Origin of the sequence: Citricoccus sp. (assembly GCF_035445025.1) — a bacterium.
Lineage (GTDB): Bacteria > Actinomycetota > Actinomycetes > Actinomycetales > Micrococcaceae > Citricoccus.
The window spans coordinates 1-7,955 of the sequence record NZ_DAOMPX010000073.1 but is presented as its reverse complement, the minus strand read 5'-3'; the positions used below and the strand labels follow the sequence as shown (position 1 = coordinate 7,955).

Here is a 7,955-nt window from a genome sequence, read left to right as displayed (position 1 = left end):
GGGAGGTCCTGCTGTTGCCGATGTGGGACTGGCGCCTCCCCGCCATGGAGATCGGGCGCAAGGGTCTGGACCATGAGACCGGTGCGGCACTGCTGATGCCGGTGCGCCTGGACTGGGGTGGCAACGACGCCCTGCTGCACCTGGTGGACCCCGCCGGGCCGTCACCGTCGTATCGCTGGACGGCACACTCCATGGGGTGGGGTGACACGGGTGAATTCCAGCCGAATAGTTCCAGATCAGCATCCCATCCCGGGCTGTGCGACGGTATAGTCGGCAGTGATAACCATTACGCCCCCGGGATCCGCCGCTGTGCCGTCGAAGACCTTGATGAGCTCGTCCGTGCCGGTCGCCAGTCCCAGTGGCAACTATTGTTCAGTCTCGAGCCGTTCGTCACCTCCACCGTTCACAAGGCCCACTCAGCAGTGAGCCATGAGATCAGTGAATTGACCGGGCGGTTCCAGCCTGTATTGCACGACACGGGAATCGAGCAGATCGTGAACGTCTTGATGGTGGGTGAGCCCACGGCCGGGGTGGCCGATACCCCGAGCGTGCCCCGGCTCCTGGAGCAGTGCCTGCGCCACGACCGGTTCACCACGGTGGATCCCCTCATGTTCCTGCGCCGCAATCTGCGCCGGGACGCTGAGGACCAGGTCCGCCGGGCCATCGGGGACCCGCGGATCGGTCCCAAGGTCCGTCGCCTCGCCCGGCAGATGCCCGGTGCCAGCGTGGGAGAGATCGTGGCGGCCTACCGTCTCGAGCACCCGAAGGACAGGCTCTCCACCGCGCGGGCCGAGGCGGCCCTGCAGGTGGGTTCGGACCCGATGGCCCGTTCCGTCGCGCTGGACCCGGAGACCAACCGGGGTGCCCGGTGACCCCCGTCTTCACCCCGGAGGGGGTCACCGGGTCCCGCCGCCCCGTGGGACGCCGGACCGTCGGGCCCGAGACCCCCTCGATGGGCGAGTCGGCCCCGATCGGCCGGTCCGTCCTGGCGCCCCGGGGGGCCCGACGCGCGGTCGCCGTCGTCACCGAGCAGCGTCCGGTCCTGGACCAGTTGCGCGAGATGGCCGAGGCCTCCGGTGATGAGCGGCTGCGGTTGCGGGACGGGTTCATCGGGGACCAGCGCAAGATCTTCCGCCTCCTGGCCCACCGGTTGTGCCGCACCATGGGCCTGAGCGCCGCCCTGCACCGGGACGACGTCGAACAGCTCGTGGCGATCGAGGCCCTGACCTGGGTGGATGAGCTGCTCGAGGACCCCTCGGCCCTGGGGGCCATCGAGAACTTCAGCGGGATGCTGCACGTGCGTTCCCGGGCCGCGGTCCGCGCCTGGGCGGACCGCAACCTGTCCCCGGCCTCCGGCATGGTCTCCCTGAACCGCCGGGTGCGCAAGCTCAACCAGCTGCGGGACGAGATGCGTGCCGCCACCGGTGCAGAGCCCACCGACTGGGAGCTCACGCATGAGCACAACAAGCGCATGATGGCCGCCCGGAAGGACGCCGCCAAGCAGGGGATGCTCGCCACCACCGCCGACTTGCGCGTGGCCGGCCCTGCCGTGGACATCCACGCCCTCGAGCTGGCCGTCGTCGGCCCGGAGGAGTCCCTGCTGCACCCCACCGAGGGACCGGCGCTGGTCCGTGCGGTGATCGAACGGGCCCGCCGGATCGGAGGGGTCACGTCGGACGTCGCCCAGTCATGGCTCTCCGGCGTCTACGCCTCGGAGGGCTCCCAGCGGGTCCTGACCACCGGTGAGGTGGCTGAGCAGTTGGGCCTGACGCAGGAGACGGCCGCCGCCCAGATCCGCAAGGTCCGCACCCTGGCCAAGCGGGTCCTCGCCGACCAGCTGGGGATCCTCAACGCCTAAACCGGCCGACCCCCTCCAGGGTGGTGGAGCGTGCCGCGTTCCAGGGGACGTTGCGCGTTCCCCGGAACGGTCGATGCCCGCTCGTCGGGCAACGGCCTCGGCGTGTCGCGAGGACACGCCGGGGGAACACGCCGCTGTGACCAACGCCACATGATGGTGCAGGTCACACCGGGGATATGCCGCACACATACCGGGTATGCGAGCAGAGAACCTTTCCACCGATACCGCCTGCCGGGACCTCCTGGACCGCTGGGCGGCGGGTGATCTCCCGGAGACCCAGGTGCGCCGGGACGTGGCCACCATCCTGACCCGTTCCGGGATCTGCCGAGAGGTGTCTCGCGAGTACCAGACGTGGCACCACGGCCTGGCCTCCGGGCCCCAGCTGAGCCAGGACGTCGAGTCCGAGTTCGACGAGTTCCTGTTCCGCCGCGTCACCGAGGAGGGCCCGGACGCCTTCTTCGACCTCGAGCGCGCCCGGGCCGCCTCGGTCACCGGCTGGGCGCGGCAGACCCTGCGCTCCGCCCGCAAGTCGATCCTGCGCAACATCCACAACCGGACCGCCGCCCGTCAGGAACTCGTGGCCCCCACCGGTCCCGAGGAGGGTGCGTCCACCGCCGCCGCGAGGGCCTTCCAGACCACCGCGGCCCCCGGCGCCCTCGAGGACGGTCCGGAGATCGCCCAGCGGATCATGCTGGAGGAGGCCACCGAGTGGCTGCGCTCCAAGGCCTCGCACCACCGGGGAATCGCCCGCACCCAGGCCGGGGCCGCCGCCCTGAGGTTCGCCTTCTCGCTGCCGGACCTGGTCCGCCCGGACTGGCGCGTCCGGCGTCGGGCCCTTCCGGTCCTCGAGGCCGACCCCAAGGCCGCCCACCGGGCCGCCCAGGCGATGCTGGCCTGCCTGACCCGGATCCACGGCTGGCGCGGGCTGTTCGAGGCCGCCGACCAGGACCTGATGACCCTGTGGGACGACTACTCGCGGGCCCAGCTGTTCGAGGTGGTCTCCAGGGATCCGGTGATCGCGTACACACTGGCGTTGGAGACCCTGTCCGACCGGGCCCGTCCCGACCGCCCCTCCGTCCGCGCGTTCCGCAACGCGGTGAAGGACCTGGCCCCGGTCCTGAAGAACGGCCGCAAGCCGACCGGGTGGCGCACCGCCGCCAACGCCGTGGTCGACGCGTTCCTGGCCGAGGAGTTCGAGGCCTACTCCGCGTTCGACACCGCCGGCGCCGCCGTCCACGAGGAGAGGACCGCCGAGCGCGAGTCCGCACTGGCCACGGCCTGGGACGCCTACGAGGCGATGGTCCGGTTCGCGGGTGCCCCCCTGGGCGGCACGCACGCGCAGGTCCGCGAGCGCCTGGAGGGCATCATCGACGGCATCCTTGGCGGGGGCGTGGAGATCCCGGACAACGTCACGCTGCTGCGCGCGGCCTGACGCCCGGACGCCTCACACGTCATCACCGGCCCGCACGGTCATCAGCCCGTCCACGGTGCCGGTCTCGATCCGTCCCGTGCGCGCGAATCCGGCCCAGTCGGCACGCATCCGACGGCCCCAGGCCTCCGTCTCGGCGGGGTCGAAGCCGTGCAGCAACCGGGTGCCCCACACCTTGCGGTTGCCGAACAGCAGGGGCAACTCGGCCGCGTGCGCGGAGGACAGCGGATTGTCCTCGGCCTCGGCGTGCACCAGGTAGTGGTAACCGTGCCCGCGGGCCGCGGCGTGGCGGCGGATGAAGTGCTCCGCCCCGCGGGTGAAGATCACGTCCGTCAGCCACCGCACCAGTCCCTCGTGCACGGGCGGGCCCAGGACCGGGAGCCGGTGCAGCCTCGCGACGGGGCCGACCACGGGGGCGAACAGGGCCGCCTCGCGCAGGTTGGACCCCACCAGGACGTCCACCCGCCGGGCGGCGTCGATCCAGGCCGCCTCGCGCCGGTCGGCCCCGGGCAGCGGGTGCGCGCCGTACTCGGGACCGAACGGCATGGCCCCGCCCAGCCCGAGCCGCAGGGCGAACCACGCCAGGTCGGCCTCCATCCGCAAGAGGTCCTCCACGGGGGCATCCGCCGGCAGTCGGGAGGCGCGCTCGCCCAGGGCGGCGGTCATCGCGGCCCGTCCGCGCATCAGCCCGATCGGTGCCGACTGCATGATCACCCGGGAGAACAGTCCCTCGGTGCCCTCGGCGATCATCAGGTGGGCCGCCGCGTCGGCCCCGGCGGACTCGCCCCAGACGGTGACGTTCTCCGGGTCCCCGCCGAACGCGGTGATGTTGCGCCGCACCCAGCGCAACGCCTCGATGATGTCCAGCAGTCCGAGGTTGGCGGGCACGCCGTCGCGGCCGAGGAAGCCGAACATCCCGAGCCGGTAGGTGATGTTCACCGTGACCACCCGCTGTTCGCTGACCAGCGCGCCCGCGTCGTAGTAGGGCTGGTCGCCGGCGCCGATCACGTACCCGCCGCCGTGGATCCACACCATCACCGGCAGCCGCTCGTCCGGGCCGGCGCCCGCCGGGGTGGTGACGGACAGGTACTGGCAGTGCTCGGAGATCTCCAGCGGCCCCAGGAACCTCCCGGGGGAGACCCCCTCGAGTGCGCGGACCGGCCGCTGCGGACAGGCCGGTGACCAGCCGGTCGCCTCCACGGTCCCGACGGCGGCCGGCTCCGGCCGCGGGGGCTCGTACCGGTTCGCGCGGGCGTACCGGATGCCGGTGGCCCGCCACACCGGGGAACGGCCCGGGCCCTCGTCGACCCAGCCGCGCAGGGTGCCCGCCGGGCAGGTCCACTGGGGTACGGAGGTCATGCGCCCAGTGTGGCATCTGAGTTACGAGCACGCTGCACGTTGGGACACGCCGGGCCGATCACCGTCGAGCGTGATCGTAACTCCCTGATCTGGGTCGGCATGGCATGAATCGGGGTCGGCATCGCGCCCGGCCGCGCAAAACCAACCCCTCGCGCGCAGCGGCCCGCATAGGGATCAGTGGACGACCGACGAGACGGTCGACGGGGAAGGGGAGAGTCATGCCTGTGACGGTCAACGCGCTGCATTCCGACCCGGCCCTGCCGCCCGGCGGGGGTGCGGCCCTGCACCGGGACGGCCGGTTCACGGCCGGCTCCGAGTCCGCACCGGGCCGCGTCCGGCACTCTGCGGGCGGTGGGCTCCCGTGAACTTCGTCGCGCAGGACATCTCCGCACAGATCATGATGCTGGAGACCAAAGCCCTGAAGACCATGACCGCGAGGGGATTCGACCGGCGGGTGGCCGAGGCCGCCAGCCTGGCGGCGCCCGTGAGCCGCGGCTCGGTGGTGGCCACGCAGGGGCTGCGGGCCGTCATCGGCGGGCTGCCCGTGGCCGTCGGGGACGTGGTGACCGTCGGCGGGACCGGGGGCGACGGAACCCGGACCCACCCCGGGCTCGCCGGCGTCGAGGCCGAGGTGGTGGCCGTGCACCACACCGAGGCCACCGTCGTGCCGCTGGCCGAGGGCTGGGCACCGGCCGCCGGAACTCCCGTGACCCTCGCGCACCGCGGGGGAGAGGTGCCCGTGGGCGACGGGCTCATCGGCCGCGTCATCGACGCCCTGGGCCGTCCGGTCGACGGCAGGGGGCCGATCACCGGCACCCGCCTGGTCCCCGCGCACCATCCCGCCCCGCACGCCCTGGACCGCACCGCCGTCACCGGGCAGCTCGGCACCGGCGTGCGCGCCGTGGACACCTTCACCGCCCTGGGCCGTGGCCACCGCATCGGCCTGTTCGCCGGCCCGGGCACGGACACGTCCTCGTTGCTGGCCATGATCGCCCGCGGCACGGACGCCGCGGTGTCCGTCATCGCCCTCGTGGGCGTGGACGGTGGCACGGTCCGGGACTTCCTCGACGACCTCGGGCCCGAGGGGCTGGCCCGGTCCGTGGTGGTGGTGGCCACCGAGGACGAACCGGCCATGATGCGCCGCAAGGCCGCGTTCACCGCCACCCGGATCGCCGAGCAGTTCCGTGACCAGGGCCGCCACGCCCTGCTGATGCTGGACTCACTGACGCGCGTGGCCGGGGCCCAGAGCCAGATCGGGCTCTCCGCTGGGGAACCGCCGGCCCGTGGGGGCCATGCCCCGTCCACGGTCTCCCTGCTCGCGCAGCTGCTCGAGCGTGCCGGCGCCGACCACCCCGGTTCGCTCACCGGGATCTACACCGTCCTCAGGGACGGCGACGACCCCGAGGACCCCGTGGCCGAGGCCGCGCGCCCCCTCCTGGACGGGCACCTCGTGCTCGAGCGCCGGCTGGCCGAGGCCGGTCACGTCCCGCCCCTCGACGTGCTGGCGTCGATTGCCCCGTGCGCCTCGGCTCTCACGGGCCCGGCGGACCAGGCGGCCGCCACCGTGGTGCGCCGGGCGATGGCCGAGCTGCGTGCGGTCCAGGCCCTGATCGAGGTCGGTGCCTACGTGCCCGGGACCCGTCCGTTGGCCGAGGCCGCCCTGACTGCCCGGCCCCACCTGGACGCCTTCCTGCATCAGGCCACGGACGACTCGACCGCCCCGGCCGAGGCCTGGTCCCGACTGCGCGGCCTCGCCGGCCTGCTGAGCGTGGACGACGCCGGCGCCGAGGGGCGGGCTGCCTGATGCCCGGGTTCCGCCGGAAGTCGCTGGCGCACGTCCGCACGCTCCGGGAGGACCTGGCCGCGGCCCGGCTGGCCGACGCCCAGCCACCTGCCCCGGCCGAACAGCACCGTGGCGCCCCGGACGGGTTACACCGTTCGGCCCTCGAGCGCACCCTGTTCGAGGACCGCGGAGGAGTGCACGTGCTGGTGGCCGCCGGCATCGCCCGGGCCGCCACCGCCCAGCACCTCGCCGGGACCGAGTCCGCCGAGTCCGAATCCGCCCAGGCCGAGGCAGATGAGGTGCGAGCCGCCGAGCAGGCCCTGATGCTGGCCGTGCAGGCCCGCCGTCGCGCCGAACGGGTCAGGGACCACCGCGACCGGCAGCAGCGAGCGCTCACGGGCAGGGCCGACCAGCAGGAGCTCGACGCGCTCGCGTCCACCGCACACCGCCCGTCAGGTGATCACCGCTGAGCACCGAGGTCCTCGCCCCCTGGATGTGAGATGGGTCACGGCCTGCGGCGCCGGTACCCATGAGCCGACCCGCCTCGACCCGCCTCGACCCGCCTCGGCGCACCTCGACAGGACCGCGTCCGAACCGCCCCGGGGTCTCGGTCGCGGGCGCCGGCACGCGGGCCGCCATAGGGCTGACCAGGGGCGATGACGAACATGCGCCTCCTCCTGACCGGTCACCCTCCCGCCGGCATGCCGTCCTCGACACCGGCGTCCCCCAGCACCCCCTCACCGGCACCCGGGCCCGGACGCCTCTCCTTCCCGTCCAAAACCTCCGGCCGCCCCTCCGGGCGGTGCATACGGATCTGGGGGGACTCGGAGGGTTGTTCCCCTGCGCCTGAAACGGACGACAGAAGGAACCAGCATGACGCGACCCACCCGCACCGCATCCCCGACAGCAGGCAGGCCCCGTACGCCCCTGTCCAGGACCCTGACGGGTGCGCTGACCGCACTCGCGCTCACCGGCGCCACTGCGGCCACCGCCGTCCCGGCCGCCGCGGCACCCGTCATCGTCCCCGCCGCTGCCACCCAGAGCTGCTCCACCCCGGACTTCACCGATTCCGCCCCTGGATCCAGTTTCTACAGCGCCATCACCTGGATGCGATGCGAGGGCATCACCACCGGCTACGCCGACGGCACCTTCGGCAAGAACCGTCAGATCACCCGCGGGGAGACCGCCCAGTTCCTGTACCGCCTGTCCGGGGAGAAGCACGATCCCGGCACGGACCGCGACTTCACCGACGTCAATCCCAGCGGAGCCGGGTTCGAGGCCATCTCCTGGATGAAGGCCAAGGGCTACACCAGTGGATATGGCAATGGCTACTTCGGGCCCGGCGACCCCATCACCCGGGGCCAGCTCGCCTTCTTCCTGCAGGGGATGTCCGGGGAGGCCGGCTTCCGGGCCCCGCGGACCTCTCCGTTCACCGACATGACGCCCACCAGCGCGTTCTACCGGGCCACCACCTGGCTGGCAGCCACCAAGCTGGTCAGCGGCTACGCCGACGGCACGTTCCGCCC

Annotated in this window: 8 protein-coding genes; 7 read left to right on the top strand and 1 reads right to left on the bottom strand. The window is 72.9% G+C overall.

Features of this window, described 5'->3' with window-relative positions; translation table 11 throughout:
- The 3 genes from PLJ28_RS14015 to PLJ28_RS14005 form a co-directional block, all read left to right on the top strand.
- Positions 1–872 (top strand): hypothetical protein (locus PLJ28_RS14015; protein WP_324590263.1); only part of this gene is annotated, 872 nt, incomplete at its 5' end.
- Complete coding sequence (locus PLJ28_RS14010; RefSeq protein ID WP_324590262.1) at positions 869–1,858, top strand: hypothetical protein; 990 nt, start codon at positions 869–871, stop codon at positions 1,856–1,858. The genes PLJ28_RS14015 and PLJ28_RS14010, both read left to right, overlap by 4 nt.
- Before the next feature lie 196 nt (positions 1,859–2,054).
- Positions 2,055–3,290 carry a hypothetical protein gene (locus PLJ28_RS14005; RefSeq protein ID WP_183527381.1) on the top strand — a complete coding sequence of 412 codons (1,236 nt, stop codon included), beginning with the start codon at positions 2,055–2,057 and terminating at the stop codon, positions 3,288–3,290.
- Between the two features lie 12 nt (positions 3,291–3,302).
- On the opposite strand, the gene PLJ28_RS14000 is transcribed toward PLJ28_RS14005, so the two are convergent.
- Positions 3,303–4,646: a carboxylesterase family protein gene (locus PLJ28_RS14000; RefSeq protein ID WP_324590261.1), complete on the bottom strand. Its 1,344-nt coding sequence runs from the start codon at positions 4,644–4,646 to the stop codon at positions 3,303–3,305.
- Positions 4,647–4,864: 218 nt separating this feature from the next.
- Between PLJ28_RS14000 and PLJ28_RS13995 the strand changes: the two genes are divergently transcribed.
- From PLJ28_RS13995 to PLJ28_RS13980, 4 genes are all read left to right on the top strand, one after another.
- Positions 4,865–5,011, top strand: a complete 147-nt coding sequence (locus tag PLJ28_RS13995) for a hypothetical protein (protein WP_298042659.1) — start codon at positions 4,865–4,867, stop codon at positions 5,009–5,011.
- On the top strand, positions 5,008–6,450 hold the full coding sequence (locus tag PLJ28_RS13990; RefSeq protein ID WP_324590260.1) for a FliI/YscN family ATPase: 1,443 nt from the start codon (positions 5,008–5,010) through the stop codon (positions 6,448–6,450). The genes PLJ28_RS13995 and PLJ28_RS13990 overlap by 4 nt, the downstream gene beginning before the upstream one ends.
- The gene (locus tag PLJ28_RS13985; RefSeq protein WP_298042653.1) at positions 6,450–6,899 is read left to right on the top strand and encodes a hypothetical protein; all 450 of its coding nucleotides are present in this window, start codon (positions 6,450–6,452) and stop codon (positions 6,897–6,899) included. The genes PLJ28_RS13990 and PLJ28_RS13985 overlap by 1 nt, the downstream gene beginning before the upstream one ends.
- A gap of 403 nt (positions 6,900–7,302) precedes the next feature.
- Positions 7,303–7,955: S-layer homology domain-containing protein (locus PLJ28_RS13980; RefSeq protein ID WP_324590259.1), on the top strand; the 653-nt coding region annotated here is incomplete at its 3' end.

What these genes read in the sequence shown, in the direction of transcription:
- PLJ28_RS14005 (WP_183527381.1), top strand. Translation starts at nt 2,055, where the DNA reads ATGCGAGCAGAGAACCTTTCCACCGATACCGCCTGCCGGGACCTCCTG.
- PLJ28_RS14000 (WP_324590261.1), bottom strand. Translation starts at nt 4,646, where the DNA reads ATGACCTCCGTACCCCAGTGGACCTGCCCGGCGGGCACCCTGCGCGGC.
- PLJ28_RS13995 (WP_298042659.1), top strand. Translation starts at nt 4,865, where the DNA reads ATGCCTGTGACGGTCAACGCGCTGCATTCCGACCCGGCCCTGCCGCCC.
- PLJ28_RS13985 (WP_298042653.1), top strand. Translation starts at nt 6,450, where the DNA reads ATGCCCGGGTTCCGCCGGAAGTCGCTGGCGCACGTCCGCACGCTCCGG.